The sequence below is a fragment of the Sphingobacterium chuzhouense genome (assembly GCF_014692525.1).
Lineage (GTDB): Bacteria > Bacteroidota > Bacteroidia > Sphingobacteriales > Sphingobacteriaceae > Sphingobacterium > Sphingobacterium chuzhouense.
Genome location: NZ_JACNYL010000004.1, coordinates 202,476 through 219,417, shown reverse-complemented (window position 1 = coordinate 219,417; position 16,942 = coordinate 202,476). Strand labels below are relative to the sequence as shown.

Here is a 16,942-nt window from a genome sequence, read left to right as displayed (position 1 = left end):
TTTTATTTAGCGGTCTGGACGGGACTCGAACCCGCGACCCCATGCGTGACAGGCATGTATTCTAACCAGCTGAACTACCAGACCTAATTCTTCCTTTTATAGGAGTATATTCTAAGAACTTTTTCGAAGCAATGCTTCCTTTTTTAGCGGTCTGGACGGGACTCGAACCCGCGACCCCATGCGTGACAGGCATGTATTCTAACCAGCTGAACTACCAGACCTCATATCCTTCCCGTTTGAAGGTGTGCAAATATAGGTGTATTTTGCAGAATGCGGAAATTTTTTTGAAAAAATTTAGTCTACCGCTCCGTCTTTCATCTTCTCTGCATTCTCTGCAAATTGGAGGGCATCTATAATACCTTGAATATCACCATCCATAACGGCGGGGAGGTTATAGAGCGTCAAACCAATGCGGTGTTCGGTAACACGTCCTTGCGGATAATTATAGGTTCTTACCTTGGCGGAACGATCTCCCGTAGACACCATCGTTTTACGTTTGGCAGCCACATCACCATGTTTTTTCTGCACCTCAAGTTCGTATAGTTTATTTCGAAGCATCTCCATCGCAAGTTCACGATTTGCTAATTGGGAGCGCTCAACTTGGCACACAACCACAATTCCAGAAGGCTTGTGTGTCAACTGTACCTTCGTTTCTACTTTGTTGACATTTTGCCCTCCGGCGCCGCCCGAACGGGAAGTTTGCATTTCAATGTCACCGGGGTTCAACTCTACATCGACATCTTCGGCTTCCGGCAAAACAGCTACGGAAGCGGCAGATGTATGAACACGTCCTTGCGTCTCCGTATCCGGAACACGCTGCACACGATGCACACCTGATTCATATTTCAATTGGCCGTACACATCTTCGCCGATAACTTTTAAAATAACCTCTTTGTATCCGCCAGACGTTCCCTCCGTTACATCCATTACTTCCGTGCGCCAGCCCTTTGTTTCGAAGAAACGAGTATACATTCTATATAAATCACCCGCGAATAGGGCAGCTTCATCTCCTCCCGTACCCCCACGAATCTCGATGATGGCATTTTTGCCATCCTCCGGATCTTTCGGGATAAGCATCAATCGAACTTCTTCCTCCTTCTCCTCTTTTTCCGTTAATAAGATATCGAGCTCCTCTTTCGCCATCTCCCGTAACTCCTGATCTTTTTCGTTGGCGAGTATATCTTTATTGGTCTCTATATTACTAACGATATTCTTATAGATATGATATTGATCCACAATTTTACCCAAGTCTTTATATTCCTTATTCAACTTGGCAAAACGTTTCATATCATTGATGGTTTCGGGATTGCTTAATTCAGCTTCTACCTCTTCCCACCGCTCTTTTATAGCTTGTAGTTTCTCTAACATAGTGCGTAATGCTCTTGACAACGGAAAAGTATTTTCCGTTTTTACTAGGCACAAAAGTACATTTTTTTTTGGTATTAATGTGTGGAAACTACCTTGAGGCCAATAATGGAAGCGACCAATGTAAAAATGAAAAATACACGCCAAAAGTCAGTTGGCTCTTTAAATATAAAAATACCAACCAAGACAGTTCCCACCGCGCCAATTCCTGTCCAGACGGCATAGGCCGTCCCAAGCGGCAGTGCCTGGGTCGCTTTCATCAACAGAAGCATGCTCACTGTTAAACATACACCAAAACCGCCATACCAAAGGTACATTTCGCTGCCCGTAGTATGTTTTGCTTTTCCTAAGCAAGATGTAAATCCCACTTCAAATAATCCTGCAATAATTAATATAATCCAGTTCATAGTCTTTTATTATCGACTACAAATATCCGAACACTACCAGAGAATTCTTTTTACAAATGATAAAAAAATAAAAGATTTTGTTCTCTATCCTCGTTTAGCTTTGGGTTTTAAATCCGTAAGCGAATCGATTTTGATGGGACTACCCTTCTCAATACTGCGACGGGCAGCTACACCGATCAAAATAGACATCACACCGTCCCGCAGGCCGGCCGAATGCCCGTATGGATCAGGGGCTTCGGATTGTTTGAACAGTTTATCATGCAAGCGTCGGTCACCACCTCCATGTCCCGCACGTTCACTAGCTACTTGAATGATCTGGTAATCCTGCCAGTTCTTGTAAAGTACAACGGGTTCATGAATAACATTTACATCTTCGGCCTGCCGCATCTCAGCTGCATGGAGACTCTCTTGATCCAAACTATCGTTTTTCATCCATGGGATGTCTAACCAAGCCTCGATACGTCCTTTTTGTCCGTTGAAAGCAATCCGCCAACCCTCAAATGGAGAATACGTCGTCAATGAATAATTAGCTATCGCACCGTTAGCATATCTGATTTGAGCTGACATCTTATCATAGATATCAATTTCATTCCGATAAACACATCCGTCGCGGATATATCCGTCATGTGTTTCATTCGATACATACAGTTTCATAGCATGGGAATCCTTAGTGATGTCCCAATAGTAATTACATTCTTTTTTATGCGAACAGCTTCGACAACTTGTCCCCCGGAACGGCCCGTTTTTACCGTAGTGTTCCAGCGCACCATAAGCAAACACCTCATCAGGCTCCGAATCCAGCCACCAATTGAGCAAGTCAAAATGGTGCGTGGCCTTATGTATCCATAAAGATCCGCCTTTATTCATCAACCCGTGCCAACGTCGGAAATAAGATGCTCCATGGTGGGTATTGAGATACCAATTAAAATCAACTGACGTTATTTCACCAATCTCACCATTCATAATCAACTCCTTGATTTTTGTCATATATGGACTCCACCTATAATTAAACCCCACAATTAGTTTCTTACCATATTGGCGTTCAGCATCTAGGATCGCTTGAGCTTTTATTTCATCAGTTGTCAGTGGCTTTTCAGTAAGTACATCGCAGCCGGCGGCCAGTCCTTCGATAATTTGCTCGTGATGAGATGAGTCTGTCGTACATACGATAACCAAATCTGGTTTAGTTGTATGAAGCATTTCCTTAAAGCTCACAAATGTTGGACAATTGACTTTCATGTATTCTTTTCCATATTGCAATCTACCGGGGTTAATATCACTTAGGCCAACAAATTCCAACTGATCTGGATACTGTTCTACTAACCGGCGACCCCAAAAAGAGATACCTCGAATGCCTGTGCCGACCAAGGTGACCCTAAGCTTTCGGCTTAAACCAAACGCATTGACAGGCAACGACACTACCGACCCCGCTGCAAGCAACGCGACGGACTGTAAAAATGATCTTCTTGAAAAACTCTCCATGTTATTCCGTTTATAATAGTTTATATTATTATGTATTTGATGATACAGTTAGCAAATTCAAAATAACAAAAAATTTCGTATTGACCAAATATAATTGAAAACATTCCGCGAGATACCAAACAAAAAAGGCTTGCGATTGCAAGCCTTTCCATTTAAAATATTATAAGAACATTTTAAGCGGTTTCCTCTACGTCAGCCGTGGAAAACTCCTCAAATACTTCTGCGAATCTCTCATAATCGGTGTCTCCTTCAGGAGAGAAACTACGGATCCCGTTTTCTTCTACATATACCTTGAGTTCCGGATGTATATCTCCATCAGCAAATACAGCTATATCCGTGTATGACAGTGCTCCTTTGTACATATCTACATACGAGCCATCGCCATAAGGAGCCGCTTCCTCCGGACTCATGTCGTGTTGTGCCGCCATCTCGGCATATTTTGATCCAACAGCATCAAAGTCTTCGTTTGCATAAAGGGAATACATCACTTTAGCATCCTTGAATGTAGGATCGTCTTTATAAGCCGTTTTTAAATATGCCGGAACCATAGCCGAAAACCAACCATGGCAATGCACCACGTCCGGTGACCATCCCAACTTCTTCACGGTCTCTAATACACCTTTACAGAAAAACAACGATCGTTCGTTATTATCTGCAAAAAACTCACCTTTGTCGTCACGAAAAACCTTTTTCCGCTGAAAATACTCTTCATTATCTAAAAAATACACCTGCATCCGTGCAGCAGGTAATGAAGCAACCTTAATAATGAGCGGATTGTCATTGTTATCCACCACGATGTTCATTCCCGACAACCTTATCACTTCATGAAGACGATTTCTGCGCTCATTGATATTACCGAAACGCGGCATCAGAATACGGATTTCAAATCCTTTCTCCTGCATCGCTTGTGGTAATTGGCGTGTTATTTCAGAAATTTTACTTATTTCAAGGAAAGGCGACATCTCATGGGTTACAAACAATATTTTCGTTTTTGCCATCTCCAATTCTTTTTTTATTTATCGAACAGTAAAATCGGTCCACAAAGATACGACTATTTTATGAATTTTACAATTCATTAATTTTCATTGCTTTATATTTCCGATTTATTTCTGCAAATTTGCGCCCTTATTTTAACGTTTTGCGGTGAAGATATTTAGAACAAAACAGACCCTTCAAAATTATCTCGATGGAATGCGCGAAAGCAAGCAACGCATAGCGCTTGTTCCTACTATGGGAGCACTCCATGAAGGGCATCTTTCGTTAGTAAAAGATGCGCAACAAATTGCTGACGTCGTCGTATGTAGTATTTTTGTCAATCCCACTCAATTTAATGACCCAAGCGACCTTGAAAAATATCCACGTCCAGAAGAAAATGATTTACGACTGTTACAAGAAATCCGGTGCGATGTTGCTTTTATACCCACCGTGGAAGAAATGTATCCCAAAACTGAAGAGTCCTGGCATCTTGATCTTGGAAACCTGGAGCAAGTATGGGAAGGAGAAAAGCGTCCGGGGCATTTTCAAGGCGTGACTCAGATCGTATATAAACTATTCCGCTTGGTCGAACCCGATGTTGCCTGTTTTGGACAAAAAGATTTCCAGCAAGTTATGGTTATCCAACGGCTGATAGATATAAAAAAACTACCTATTACCTTGCATATCTGCTCTACAGTTCGAAACGAGAAAGGACTCGCGTTAAGTTCTCGCAACATGCGCCTTTCCGCAGCTGGGAAGGATAAAGCATTGGCATTGTATCGTTCTTTGAACCATGTCAAGCGTTATTTTAAAGTACGTGAACTAAACACGCTTCGGAAAGAAGCCTTAGACATCCTTCATCAAGAGGGCGAAATAGAGGTTGAATATCTAACTATCTGTGAAACACGTTCGTTACAAGAAATTGATCACATCGATCCCGCTAAAAGACATGTTGCGTTACTTGTTGCCTGGGTAGAGGGGGTAAGATTGATCGATAATATGTTATTGGATTAGGTTAAAGAGGGGGTGGTATCTACGAGTTAAAAAAAAATGAGTAATTTTGTAATATGTTGATTGAAGTAATGAAATCGAAGATTCATCGGGTTCGCGTTACGCAAGCGGAACTGAACTACGTGGGAAGTATCACGATTGATGAGGATTTGATGGATGCAGCAAATATTGTTGCGAACGAAAAGGTGCAGATTGTAAATAATAACAACGGGGCTCGACTAGAGACCTACGTTATTCCGGGTGAACGTGGAACGGGTACTATTTGCCTTAATGGTGCTGCTGCCCGACTGGTACAGGTGGGTGATATTATTATTATCATTTCTTATGCAAGCATGACACCTGAAGAAGCCAGAGTACATAAACCCGCATTGTTATTTCCTGACCATAACAACAAATTGACACTATAGTTCCCTTATCTTTGCTATCTTTGCAAATCAACGCAAGATACATTTATGCATAAACTAAGTACCACATACCGCAATCTTATCGCTTGGTCATTAAGCGTATGGATGGTGGTTATTATCACCAGTGGTGTGGTATTTATGCACAAGGAGGTTACGTCTACAGGAGAGATTGTTACCCACATTCACCCGTATGACTTCACTAAAAAAGGAAAAGATCATCATCACGAGTCCGATGCTGAAATTCAATTTTTAAATGTTGTATTTGCAGGTGTATTCGTAGCTAACGATTTACAGGTTTTCGAGCTCTCCCTCACCCCAATTATGCTTCGCATACATCATGCAGAGCTGGTGGAAACTGCGCCTTCTACATTACTCTTTCACTATGATCTGCGGGGACCCCCTGCTTCTTCTCTATCCTAATCTCAATCTCCGGGTATCTACCGGATGATTTTTACTTTTATTTAAGAACAATTTGTTGTAGAACTTATAAATAAGGGCGGCTGCGGTATTATGCTGCACTGTTTTCCATCTACATCAAATCCAATCGTATCAGTTCATAATATACTGTTATTTACATGTTAAAAAGATACAACAACAGGCTTTTTATATTAGCCTTACTATATATATTTCCGTTGGCACTTTTCGCTCAAACTAAAATAGCTGGGCAAGTTAAAGACGCTGACAATAACCCCATTTCTGCCGCTAGCATATTAGTAGAGGGTACGAACATCGGTACATCGACAAACAACGAAGGAAATTTTTTGCTAGAGGATATCCAAACTGCAAAAGCGACACTGGTAGTTCGAGCAATAGGCTACCTTCCTTATAAACGAAATGTCAACACTTCACAAAATATTCCTTCACTGCAGATTGTACTAGATAAAGACGACCGCAACTTGGACGAGGTAGTTGTTTCTGGCACATTAAGAGAAGTCTCGAAGCTGGAGAGCCCGATTCCAGTAGAGGTATATTCTGCCAAATTCTTTAGGGCTAATCCGGCTCCGACCATCTTTGAGTCGCTCCAAAATATCAATGGCGTGCGTCCGCAGATCAACTGTAGTGTGTGTAATACCGGCGATATCCATATCAATGGTTTGGAAGGGCCTTATACCATGGTTCTGATCGATGGTATGCCCATTGTTTCTGGACTGTCAACCGTATATGGGTTAAATGGTATTCCACAAGCCTTAATCGAACGTGTAGAAATCGTAAAAGGTCCGGCCTCTACACTATATGGAAGTGAAGCGGTGGGCGGCCTCATAAACATTATTACAAAAACACCTGAAAACGCGCCGCTATTTAGTTTAGAAACATTCGGGACAACATGGCAAGAATACAGTCTAGATCTCGGAGGCAAGTTTAAAGTGGGTTCCGCGCAGTCGTTATTAGGCGTGAATTATTTCAATTACTCGAACGCGTTAGATAAAAATGGAGATAACTTTACGGACGTCACCCTACAGGACCGCGTCGCCATCTTTAATAAATGGAATTTCGCGCGTAAAGACAACAAAACCTTTTCGCTGGCTGGAAGATACGTCTATGAAGACCGCTGGGGCGGAGAAATGAATTGGAACAGGAAATATCGCGGAGGTGATGAGGTATACGGTGAAAGCATTTATACCAAACGATGGGAAGTAATGGGCGTGTATGACTTACCAGGTAGTGAAGATTTCTCTCTCTCGTTCAGTGCTAATGGGCACGACCAAAACAGTGCTTATGGAGATGAGATGTATATTGCAGATCAAAAGATCGTCTTTGGACAATTGACCTGGCATAAAGACATTAAAAACCATAATCTATTGACAGGGCTTGCTTATCGTTATACATATTACAACGATAACACGCCTGCTACTGAAGAAACATCACACACACACTTGCCAGGATTATTTGTGCAAGATGAGATAACCTTACACCCCCAACATAAGTTATTACTCGGCGCACGTTACGATTATAACTCTATTCACGGGAGCATCCTGTCTCCCCGATTGAATTACAAGTGGAACTCTAAAGACAAGAGTCAAGTACTGCGAATAGGCGCCGGCAATGGTTATCGCGTGGCAAATGTTTTCACCGAAGACCATGCGGCGTTGACAGGCGCACGTGATGTCGTATTTATAGGAGATTTAAAACCGGAAACTTCATGGAATGCAAACATCAACTACGTGAAGAAGTTTTACTCGGATAACGGTTCTATATTTGGTATCGATGCATCTGCTTTCTACACTTACTTTACCAATAAAATCATTCCAGATTATGATACCGACATCAATAAGATCATATATTCCAACTTAGATGGGCATGCCGTTTCGCAAGGTATTTCTGTTAATTTGGACTGGGCACACTCGAGTGGTTTCAAAGCAATGATTGGCGGTACCGTGATGGATGTTCATAGTGAAGAAGAGGGAGAACGTGAATGGCAGATGCTAACAGAGAAATATATGGGTACCTGGACCATCGGATACAACTTTAGACGTGCCGGTCTTAGTATCGATTATACAGGTAATGTTATAGGGCCTATGCGTTTACCCGTCTTAGGAGAGGAAGATCCAAGACCCGATGAATCTAAAGCATGGAGTATCCAGAATATCCAGCTCACCAAACATTTCCGCAATGGACTTGAGATTTTTGGTGGTGTAAAGAATTTACTAAACTGGACACCCACCAAAGGGGTTCCTTTCATTATTTCCCGCTCACATGATCCATTCGAAAAGATCGATGATCCAAGTCTGCTACCGTTTGATCCAAGTTACGTCTACGGACCAAATCAAGGGATTCGTGGATTCTTAGGTGTTCGGTATAATATGTTTAGATAAATATGATGATAGCAAGATTAAGAAAATGTCGTTCTATTTTGCTGGTAGTTACCAGCTTGTTCATGTCGGTTATTTGTCAAGCACAGATCGAGCCATCGGTTATATCGAAAATAGATAGCCTAATGGCGATGGAATCGAAACCTGTACTTATCTTGCTGTCTACTGATTGGTGTCAATATTGTCGTATGCAAAAAAACCAAATCCGAAAAAATGAGGATTTCCTCGAAAAAGCTGACTTATTCTATTACGTAGAGTTTGATGCCGAAAGTGACGAAACCATTTCGTTTCAGGGTAAGGATTATGCCTTTAAGCCTACTGGAAAAAATACAGGAACACACGAACTTGCCCGGGCATTGAATGGCCCAGGCACATTAGCTTTTCCAACCTGGGTGCTTCTTGACAGAAACTATCAAGTATTGTTTCGCCACGGCGGTGTATTGCCCCCTGATCAGTTAGGTGAACTATTGAACGCAATCGGCGACATAAGCGCAAGCGATTTACAAATGCCTTAACAAAATAGCCTGCAATATCAGTTTGCGGGCTATTTGTTTCTTACCATGTGACAACGATATCCGCCAAAACTGGTAAATGGTCCAAATCATTGAGACCTGTCAACGGAGCGGATACACGCATAATCTTAATATTGTCACTAGTCACAATATTATCAATACTTGTATTCGGTAGATCTCCTTTTCTACCTGCGGCACTGTTCGTTGCCGCCGCTGTCCCAAACCAACCCATTGCTCCACCATTTGCCATATTGAACCCAGCTTTTACAAACTTTTGCTGCCCGTCGTCAAAAGCATTCATATCACCCATACAAATAAAATATTCATATTGTTCCAATTCCTTAATCAAAGCTTCCTGAGAACGCTGATGCCATTCCTTTTGCCAAGGAATATGTGTAGATATAACTGTAATCGTCTTATCCCCAATCACCAAATCACCCAATAACGCGTAGTAATCGCCATCCCAGTTCTTTTGTCTAACGTTTTGCAGTGGAAAATTAGCCGCTATACCATTATAAATCCAACGGTGAGCATCACCAAAGTATACGTGGGTGTAATAAGGATCCAATAACTCTTCTTTCGCGCGATAAATACTGTCCTTATCAAAAAAATGATTCCATTCATTCAACACGAGGATATCGAGGCTTTGTTGCCCGATCCAACTTTTCCAGTTATTTAACTCGGCTTGCACCATCTTACCAGTTCCTTGAAAACCGCCTAATCTACCTTGGTTAAAATGTCCAACATTGTATGTTCCCACACGTAATTTCAGCGGTAGGTTGTCCGCTGTTTGTGCCCTCCCGGAAAATACCACAAACAATAAAAGAGCAAGCTTAAAGAAATGTCTAAACATATTTTTATTTTTAAATAGAGGCTGTCTCAAAAATGTTTTTTTCTGAAAGTGGTCAACATTTAATTTATAGAACAGCCTCTATGTGTAATTAACTTATTTATTATATCTAATGGCCAAATACCCTAATGCCGTATTAGCATTACCCGCTAAGGGCTGGCTTGCATAGGTGTTGCCATTACTAGCTAAGTTTTTATCTACAATTAACCTCAGGTAAATCCTGTTCTTGCCCAACATGTCGGATGGTAAAGGTACATTGATATTTTTAAAACCAGCCAACTGATGAAGCAATGTATTTGACCAATTTGCAATATCCGGTACTGTATATTTAGTAATGGGTGTCCATACGCCATCCATATTACCATGTTCAGACCATTCAACCGCCCAATATCGTGGTGTCCCGGCACCTGCTGCAGCCCAATTTCCGGCTGTAAACTGAAGAGATAAAGAGTTGGTACTTATTCCTGATGTCGAAAATTCGACAATCCAAGCTTCCCCTCGGTTTCTTTCGTAATTCCACCAACTTCTATTCGCCGCAATACCACTATTGGCAGCTCCACCCTTACCATCGGAATTTGTGTTCGCATATGTATTCTGTTTCGAACCATTGACTAATACGCCCGTACCCCATTGGTTGTTATTACCTAGATAATTCGCACCCACAGGGCCTAAATAAGAATAATCGCTAGTCGCCGTCACGTTCACACTATTGGAGGCATACAGCCTTCCATTATCTCCGTTAGTCGGATAAGCAACCCCCGCTGTAATATTTGGGTATTGGTATTCTGTCAATAGTGAAGAAAACCCACTATTCACATTATCTGCCAAGGCAATATCCGCTCTCGTCAAATGACGAATCTGATACCGACCAATATTACCGTAATCGTCAGGGTTTGAAGCATCTTCGTACTCAAACCGCGTAAATTTTTCGTGAACGATAATACCCGATACTTTTCCAGAGCCTTGTGGCAATATCGAGCCGTCCCTGCGGTATGGCGTATTTGTATTCGTCAGCAAAAATAGGCTATTACCCTGTATATCGCGCATCAACAACGGATACTTTGCTGTGCGGTGAGCATTAAACAATGTAGTATATCCTTCATTCAACGGCGTGAATGATCCTTTCCGTATCGGCAGTTCACAGTCCTTTAATGTCACATACGTAAAGATATCATCGTCTGTCAATTCCGCGATATATTTTTCCTTGTGGACGATGTTTGCTGCTGTCCCCTGCTCCTGTTTCATGACCATTGCCGAAGTCACTCCTCGAATCGTATAGAAATCTGGATTATTTCGCATTTCCACTGTCGTACCTTTCAGTAGTAGCTGCACTTTACCGTACCGTCGGAAAACATTATCGGCTACGGATGCCGTTTCTATCCGGAATCCATACCGTCCGTCCAGACTTTGAATATATACCGTTCGGTCATTTAGTTCATAATTTATAGCAGTTGGTGTCGTCTGCGGGGTTTCGCCGACGTTCTTGTTCCCGACATCACTGACCACATGTCCTTCGATAAATATATCAGCCGAAATCTGAGCTCCTGCCCAAACCCTAACCTCCGGGAATGTTGCCTCCGTGCCAAAAAGGTTTTGTGCGTTAGCTTGTAACAGATAGAGCTTGGATACTTGTTGTTGTCCCCACCCATCCATAAAAGATAGCCTTACCTGTACACTTCGAAGCATTTCCATGTCCGGATTCGGTTTTACAGAAAAGCGAAACGTTTCTGTTGCTTCATCGTAGGCAAAATCATCGTTTACCCATTCATCCGTGACATCCAATGGATATATCACCTGGATATCGACATCTTCCAACGCGACATTGGTATGCAGTTCGCTTGTTACCGTTCCGCCGTCTCCCAGTACCGTCGTATTTAGTGTAGGGAATACCAATTCAGCATTCATAGCACCATGTTGTCTCACCGTTACCGTATCATAGCGTTCGGTCGCTTTAGCATAGAGCGTGACAAATCCTTGTCGCGGAAATTCTGTATTTTCTTCGTAATGCACGACAAAACTGGTATCGCCACTCAAGCTTTTTACGTTGGTTGTCATCCAGGGAGCATCATCCGCAACGATAATCTCAAATTCCTCGTTAGATAGCACATCCACTTTCACCTCCCCCGCTGATGCAGGTACGGTGTACAACGAGGTCTCTGTTCCCAATTCTGACAAACGCGAGAATTCTCCATCATCTTTTTTACAGCTATATATCCCCACCATAGATAAGATGAACAACCATATAAATCTATGTAGCTGAGTTAATCTTATTTTTTCTATTCTTTTCATCTTGAAAACTTATTGAATGTAATTAATGGACACAAAGCCTAATCTCATCGAGGTGCCTGGCATGGCGGCTGTGATCCGTCCCGTCTCTGCACCTGTAGGAGATCCCGTGGCACAGATGTCGCTCTTGGCCCGAAGTTTCACATATACATTAGCCTGTCCTAGAAGAGATGCCGGTAATTTGAAACTCAACGGTCTCAACGCCGGCATTTGGGATGGCCGATCTGTAGCCCATTGTGTCAAAGGTCTAACTGCATAAGTAGAATTAGGCAACACGGTATAATTCGCTCCGTCCAGTGAATATTCCACTTCCCAGTAGGTCGGAATATGATTATTCGCGTCATTGCCGGATCCACCTCCAACAGAGAAATTCAATACAAGCGTCTGCGCTGTAATACCTGTCGTAGAGAATTGCATCACAATACCTTCCCCCCTATTTTCTTGTGCATTCCACCATTTTACATTGTTATACTGAAGTGCGTTGTTATACACCTGTTTAGAATTAGGATTGCTGTGACATACCGGGTGAAAGGCAACTCCGGAAGTAGCATCTGCAACGGTCGTATTCATTTTACCGGTACCAATAAATGGCAAAACATTACCCGCTCCATCTTTATTGATCACACCCGTAGCACAGGTATTCGTTCCTCCCGGCAACCAATTCCATTCCACCAGCGTTTGCGCTACAGAAGCGTTATTTAACCGTATATCACCTAAGGTTATCGGACGTAACGTATAACGTCCAACATCTCCTTCACCGCCTCCAAAACGGAGCAGTTTGGAATGCGTCAGAATACCGGCGATCGTTCCGGAATTTTTAGTTACAGCGTTACGTGCCCAAGAAGAATTTGCGTTGACCAACATGTTCATATTATCACCTTTACCATCATAGATATTTGTCGGAATAGCGTCTAAATAGGGTGTAGTTGTACCTTCCGTATTCCAATTTGTCTTATTCGTATAACCCGCGTTTACATTCATGTAGCTGCCATACGGAATAGAGATAGAAACATCACGTAAAGTCACCTGTGTATACATATCGGCATCGCTCAATTCACTAATATACTTTAGCTTGTTGACTACATTGGATGCCGTTCCCGCTTCACTTTTGACAATATTCCCCGAACGTATTCCGGTAATCGTGTACCGCATCGGATTCGCTTCTTTCTCCAAGGTCAATTCATCCACTGCAATATTTACCTTGCTATATCGCTTGAGTGTATTTTCACTTTCCGCTGTAAATTTCAATCGGAAGCCATATTTGCCATCGAGAGATTGGATATACGCTGTCCGATACGTCTCCGTCAAGTCCATACGGTTGTATGCCAGGTTCGGATTGGTTTCCATATTGGCATTGCCCTGATCACTAATAACGATGCCTTGTAGAACCTTCAATGGTGCATTAATCGTAGCAGTTCCCGACGCCGCGACAATCAACCCCCGCAGTTCTTCAAATGTATATTCTTCGAAATCTTCTGCCGACTGAAATACCGGGTGAGTTAATTCGACCAGATTCACGCCATTTATGGCCAATTTGAGGCCTACATTCGCATTGCGTTCCAATCCGGAATTATTTTCTCGAATGGCCAAAATCAACAGACTATCATTTATTAAGGTTACTTCCTCAATCCAGTCGTTTCCTTGTTCATACGTCACGTTCTTTTCTATATTCGGAAAATGCGTGCCGATATTACTGCTTAAAATCACCGTATCCAATTTTGCACTACGCGTTACACGGGTAGCCGTATTATGCTTGTGTACTAAAAAAGCTTCATCTACGGTTTGATCCACATCGGCAAACGACATATATTCGTTATCGAAGGCATCGACAAGCGTCAGGTAGATTCGGACAGAGCGCTTACGCCCTGCTGTATTTTCCAATGCTTCAAACGTAAATCCTTCGTCCGTCAACGCACCATTCGTAACCCATTGTTCCGATGTTTCGTCATCATATAGATACTCGATATCTACTGATTTAAAATCAGCTTCAACATTACTGACAATAGGCAAAATGGTTGGCAGGCCGTGTTTGGGTATCGTAAATTTGTTCTTGGCAAACCGTAGTGCCACTTCCAGTCCTTCCTGAATGATCAGGACTTCTTGCTTTTCACTTCCTTTGGACAATACCAATGTCACCCGACGAGATGCCCCAAAATTCTGTGCGTAGGAGAATACAACATCGGAATTGCCGCTTCCGCGTACTTTATCTACCGATATCCAATCAGCATCTTCTTTAAAATTCACCTCCCACTCACCATCGGCATAAACCATAATATGTGTTGTGCCCTCCTCTGCGGTCAAATGTAATTCGTTGGAATTTACGGCCAATGACAAGTCAAGTTCCATTTTTTTCTGGCATTGCAGAAACAATGGTAATATCAACAGCAGTATGATACATTTCTTCATTTTTTCCATCTTTAGGTTATCATCTATTTTAACGACACTTCCATATACATCGGCGGATGGTCTGAATATTTATCCGTAAACTCATCGTAAATAGGATGGGCTTTAATCGTTTTTTGCAAGACACCCGGCGTCGCAAAAAGAAAGTCGATACGGCTTCCTGGATATTGGAAATCGTAGGTTACACCTTCCGAGCGTTTGCCATGCAGATAGTGGATGGCATCTTCAAACCCATCTTCTTCTATTTGGTCGGTTACACCATAATCATACGTTGTCTCTCCCGGAAGAAAATCGTGTCTGGATCTGGAGTTAAGATCACCGACAAAAATCCAATCGGGTTCGTCCGGAAATTTCCGAAAAGTACTATCGAGCGTTAGGTTCATTTCGTGCAGCCGATAAGCATTTCCCAAGCCATCCCCTACGTGATGCCAATACCCTTGCGGCCAAAAATGGGTATTTACAATATTAAAATCTGTGTCTTTCAGCCGGGCGAAAATAGCTCCGTGGGAAACATGCATCGTTACGCGTCGACGCGATTCCAACGGATATTTAGAAGTGAGTGCTACAGGATAGTTGTCGGTGGCTTTCAAATTTGTGATCACATAGGGGTGTCCCCAACGTGCCGCCAATTTTTCCAATGCTGCCTGCCTAAATCCATTCACTTCCTGTAACGCCACAATATCCGGATCCAACTCCTTCATCCAAGCGACAAAATTATCATAGTTATTAGGTCTATCCGTTTTCATCCCCTCCAATATATTGTAACTCAGAATTTTCAGTTTATCAGGTAGCACGATAGGTTCGGGTTCCTCGTTTGGTTCGGGTGAAATGGATTCCCGATCACTACATCCCCATATCCCGAACAGAACGATGCACAATAGGACGTATAAATAGCCCCCTTTCCTTTGTATTATTTTGAATTTCATTCTTGTCTTTTTAATTGAGCTTTTAATTCTTACCATAGTAATCATACGCCTTGTTATCCAACGTGTAGCCCGATTTCACTACTTCCACATCCGGGATAGGATAATACTCATGACAAGGCAGAATATTAGTTGTTATAGAGGCATAATCCGTATAATCAAACGTTGCCTGATACCAAATCCCCCAACGCACCAAATCGTATTTACGTTGGTATTCACCCAAGAGTTCCCTTGCACGTTCCTTTTGAATTTCCTCTCGTAACAAGTCCCAATTTCGGAAGGTATAATCCGGAAGTTCGGCCCTACGGCGTACCATATTCAAATAGCGTATGGATTCTGTAGGGTCTTGGAGTTCCATATAATTCTCCGCCTGCATCAACAAGGCATCTGCATAACGAAATACTTTCTGGTTATTGCCATCAGCGGTATTGAACATGTCGAGTGACCAAAATTTTGGCCCTAACCAAGGTAGGGTCGTTGCATTTCTAAATGGAACACCCTTATATTCCCAAGCCAGGTTGATAGCTAAACGTGCGTCTTCACTATCACGACGCTGTACTGCTTGGAAGAAATAATTGTTCGGGCGCAGGGCCGTCCAAGTGGTTGCCCGGTCACCTAATTCAGGAATCTCTACCCCATCGTATATCGCTCCGCTTCCGCGAGTAGGCATGCACAGTGCTGCGGCATTCGTAGTCACCTTTAATCCTGTTTCCGAGTAAGTAAACTGTATCTCAAAGATAGATTCCAGTGTATTTTTGTTGCGAAGCATAATATCTTCTATCGGATATTGATTAAGGGCACCGTAGATTTTCTCCAATTCGCTCATCGCATCTCTAGCTACATCCCAGCGTTTATTCCATTGGGCAAGCTTACCTATCAGCATCCAGCCCATAGCAGCTCCCGATCGGTTGCCGGCAACATCGTTAGTACGTATCTGTGGTAGATGGGGAACATATGCCAACAATTCCTCAATAAGGTAGTCACGGGTATCGACTGCCGGCATTCTGGGCAATTTAGCGACTCTATCCAACACCTCCGCATCGGCTACATCTTCTGTATAAAAAGGGACATCACCGAACGTGGATGTCAAAAACCAGTAATAATAAGCCCGCATAATCATGCCTTCTGCCAATAGCCTATTTTTCACGTCTTCTTCTATAGGAGCTCGCTTGGTCGCTTCTATAATGGCATTACAGCGCATCACGCCAAGATAACCTTGTTGCCACATATTCGCTCCAAACCGTGGATTAGAGGGTGAAATGTCCAATTGCGCATCCAATGTTCCGGAAAACACCCTCATCAAATCCGTAACACCTTCTGTCACAATCAAATAGGTATAGGTATAAATGGAACGTAGTGGAACATATGTTCCATTGAGGCCCGAAATAATCTGTGCTTCTGTTTGATAATAGTTTTCCGAGTTCACAAACGAGGTTGGTTCCTCGTCTATCGAACAAGCAGAAAGCGTTGCAAACAAAAGAAATATCATTAATAAACGTTTCATTGTCAAATAT

14 protein-coding genes and 2 tRNA genes are annotated in these 16,942 nt (G+C 42.5%); 5 read left to right on the top strand and 11 right to left on the bottom strand.

Annotated features, from left to right (window positions below; translation table 11 throughout):
- Window positions 1-10: 10 nt before the first annotated feature.
- The 6 genes from H8B21_RS17155 to H8B21_RS17130 form a co-directional block, all read right to left on the bottom strand.
- Window positions 11-84 (bottom strand) — tRNA-Asp (locus tag H8B21_RS17155).
- 63 nt (window positions 85-147) lie between these two features.
- Window positions 148-221, bottom strand: a tRNA-Asp gene (locus H8B21_RS17150).
- 73 nt (window positions 222-294) lie between these two features.
- Window positions 295-1,368: a peptide chain release factor 1 gene (gene prfA, locus H8B21_RS17145; protein WP_190315092.1), complete on the bottom strand. Its 1,074-nt coding sequence runs from the start codon at window positions 1,366-1,368 to the stop codon at window positions 295-297.
- Between the two features lie 74 nt (window positions 1,369-1,442).
- Window positions 1,443-1,772 carry a DMT family transporter gene (locus H8B21_RS17140; RefSeq protein ID WP_190315091.1) on the bottom strand — a complete coding sequence of 110 codons (330 nt, stop codon included), beginning with the start codon at window positions 1,770-1,772 and terminating at the stop codon, window positions 1,443-1,445.
- A gap of 84 nt (window positions 1,773-1,856) precedes the next feature.
- Window positions 1,857-3,254 (bottom strand): Gfo/Idh/MocA family oxidoreductase, encoded by a 1,398-nt coding sequence (locus tag H8B21_RS17135; protein WP_190315090.1) that lies wholly within the window; start codon window positions 3,252-3,254, stop codon window positions 1,857-1,859.
- 173 nt (window positions 3,255-3,427) lie between these two features.
- Window positions 3,428-4,252: a glycogen/starch synthase gene (locus tag H8B21_RS17130; protein WP_190315089.1), complete on the bottom strand. Its 825-nt coding sequence runs from the start codon at window positions 4,250-4,252 to the stop codon at window positions 3,428-3,430.
- 145 nt (window positions 4,253-4,397) lie between these two features.
- Between H8B21_RS17130 and panC the strand changes: the two genes are divergently transcribed.
- From panC to H8B21_RS17105, 5 genes are all read left to right on the top strand, one after another.
- Entirely contained in the window at window positions 4,398-5,243 is an 846-nt protein-coding gene (panC, locus tag H8B21_RS17125; RefSeq protein WP_190315088.1) for a pantoate--beta-alanine ligase, read from the top strand.
- A gap of 53 nt (window positions 5,244-5,296) precedes the next feature.
- Window positions 5,297-5,647 (top strand): aspartate 1-decarboxylase, encoded by a 351-nt coding sequence (gene panD / locus H8B21_RS17120; protein WP_165295119.1) that lies wholly within the window; start codon window positions 5,297-5,299, stop codon window positions 5,645-5,647.
- Between the two features lie 45 nt (window positions 5,648-5,692).
- Window positions 5,693-6,064: a hypothetical protein gene (locus tag H8B21_RS20680; RefSeq protein ID WP_223815113.1), complete on the top strand. Its 372-nt coding sequence runs from the start codon at window positions 5,693-5,695 to the stop codon at window positions 6,062-6,064.
- Between the two features lie 155 nt (window positions 6,065-6,219).
- On the top strand, window positions 6,220-8,457 hold the full coding sequence (locus tag H8B21_RS20775) for a TonB-dependent receptor (RefSeq protein ID WP_190315087.1): 2,238 nt from the start codon (window positions 6,220-6,222) through the stop codon (window positions 8,455-8,457).
- Between the two features lie 2 nt (window positions 8,458-8,459).
- Window positions 8,460-8,969 (top strand): thioredoxin family protein, encoded by a 510-nt coding sequence (locus tag H8B21_RS17105; RefSeq protein WP_190315086.1) that lies wholly within the window; start codon window positions 8,460-8,462, stop codon window positions 8,967-8,969.
- Between the two features lie 40 nt (window positions 8,970-9,009).
- Here H8B21_RS17105 and H8B21_RS17100 read toward each other — a convergent pair whose 3' ends face one another.
- The 5 genes from H8B21_RS17100 to H8B21_RS17080 all read right to left on the bottom strand — a co-directional run bounded on the left by H8B21_RS17100 (window position 9,010) and on the right by H8B21_RS17080 (window position 16,932).
- Window positions 9,010-9,819, bottom strand: a complete 810-nt coding sequence (locus H8B21_RS17100) for an endonuclease/exonuclease/phosphatase family protein (protein WP_190315085.1) — start codon at window positions 9,817-9,819, stop codon at window positions 9,010-9,012.
- Between the two features lie 93 nt (window positions 9,820-9,912).
- Window positions 9,913-12,105 (bottom strand): DUF5689 domain-containing protein, encoded by a 2,193-nt coding sequence (locus H8B21_RS17095; RefSeq protein ID WP_190315084.1) that lies wholly within the window; start codon window positions 12,103-12,105, stop codon window positions 9,913-9,915.
- 9 nt (window positions 12,106-12,114) lie between these two features.
- Window positions 12,115-14,508 carry a BACON domain-containing protein gene (locus tag H8B21_RS17090; RefSeq protein WP_190315083.1) on the bottom strand — a complete coding sequence of 798 codons (2,394 nt, stop codon included), beginning with the start codon at window positions 14,506-14,508 and terminating at the stop codon, window positions 12,115-12,117.
- Between the two features lie 23 nt (window positions 14,509-14,531).
- Complete coding sequence (locus H8B21_RS17085; protein ID WP_190315082.1) at window positions 14,532-15,431, bottom strand: endonuclease/exonuclease/phosphatase family protein; 900 nt, start codon at window positions 15,429-15,431, stop codon at window positions 14,532-14,534.
- A 22-nt stretch (window positions 15,432-15,453) separates the two neighbouring features.
- Complete coding sequence (locus H8B21_RS17080) at window positions 15,454-16,932, bottom strand: RagB/SusD family nutrient uptake outer membrane protein (RefSeq protein WP_190315081.1); 1,479 nt, start codon at window positions 16,930-16,932, stop codon at window positions 15,454-15,456.
- Window positions 16,933-16,942 lie beyond the last annotated feature (10 nt).